Source organism: Ottowia massiliensis (assembly GCF_900240305.1).
GTDB lineage: Bacteria > Pseudomonadota > Gammaproteobacteria > Burkholderiales > Burkholderiaceae_C > Ottowia > Ottowia massiliensis.
Genome location: NZ_LT964869.1, coordinates 1 through 1,066 on the forward strand (window position 1 = coordinate 1; position 1,066 = coordinate 1,066).

At 70.6% G+C, this 1,066-nt stretch carries 1 protein-coding gene and 1 pseudogene; both read left to right on the plus strand.

Annotated elements, in window-relative coordinates; genetic code table 11:
- Window positions 1-341, plus strand: a pseudogene (locus C1720_RS12555) (hypothetical protein); the annotation flags it as partial.
- On the plus strand, window positions 338-1,066 hold a 729-nt coding region (locus C1720_RS12560; RefSeq protein WP_146007074.1), incomplete at its 3' end, for an ABC transporter transmembrane domain-containing protein. The pseudogene C1720_RS12555 and the gene C1720_RS12560, both read left to right, overlap by 4 nt.

Below are 1,066 nucleotides of genomic sequence, written 5' to 3' on the forward strand. Positions count from 1 at the left end.
TCCTGGTGCTGGACGAAGCCACGGCCTTTGCCGACCCCGAAAACGAAGCCGCGCTGGTGGCCGCCCTCTCAGAGCTGATGAAAGGCAAAACCGTGCTGCTGGTGGCGCACCGGCTCTCCACCGTGGAAGATGCCGACCAAATCCTCGTGTTCGAGCAAGGCCGGCTGGCCGAACAAGGCCGGCATGAGGCGCTGCTGGCGCAAGGCGGCGTCTACGCGCGCCTGTGGCAAAGCTGGCAGCAGGCCCGGCAATGGAGCCTGCCCGCATCGCATGAGGGCGGCGCAAGCAGCAGCGGCGCACTCGCCACAACCGGTTCATCCCATCAAGGAGAACGCCCATGAGCGCCAGCACGCCAACGCAGGTAAACGCACCCGCCGCCCTCACGCCCTTGCGCGAAACCTGGCGGCAGCTCATGCGCAGCGCCGAGCCCCACGCGGCGGCCTTGCGGCGCAGCATCTGGCTGCTGGCGCTGGCCGCCGCACTGCAAGGGCTGGCGCTGGCGTGCATGGTTCCCATCTTCGGCGCCCTGCTGCCGCCCGCAGGCAGCCTGGCCGATGCGGCCTCGTGGCATGCGGCGCTGCCCTGGCTGCTGGCCTTTGCCGCGCTCATGCTGGCCACGCAGGCTGCGCGCTGGCGCGCGCAGGGCTTTGACTATGACGGCCAGATGGCCGAGGCCATCGACCGCCTGCGCACCCGGCTGGGCGAGCAGCTGCGGCGCATGCCCCTGCTGCAATTGCAGGACAAGCGCACGGGCGAGCTGAGCGCCGTGGTGCTGGGCAGCGTGGACGAAAACCTGAACTACACCCTCATGCTCTGCACCATCGTCGCCAACGCCGTCATCACGCCCGTGGCGGCAGCGCTGGCCGTGATGGCCTGGGACTGGCGGCTGGGCGCGCTGCTGCTGCTGGTGTTTCCCGCCGTCATCCCCCTGTACCGCTGGCGCAGGCGGCTGTTCCAGCGCGGCTTGCGCGAGCTGGCGCAGGCGGGCGCGCAGTGCAGCGGCGACATCCTCGAATACGCCCAGGGCCTGCCCGTGCTGCGCACCGCCCGCGCCACAGGCGGGCAC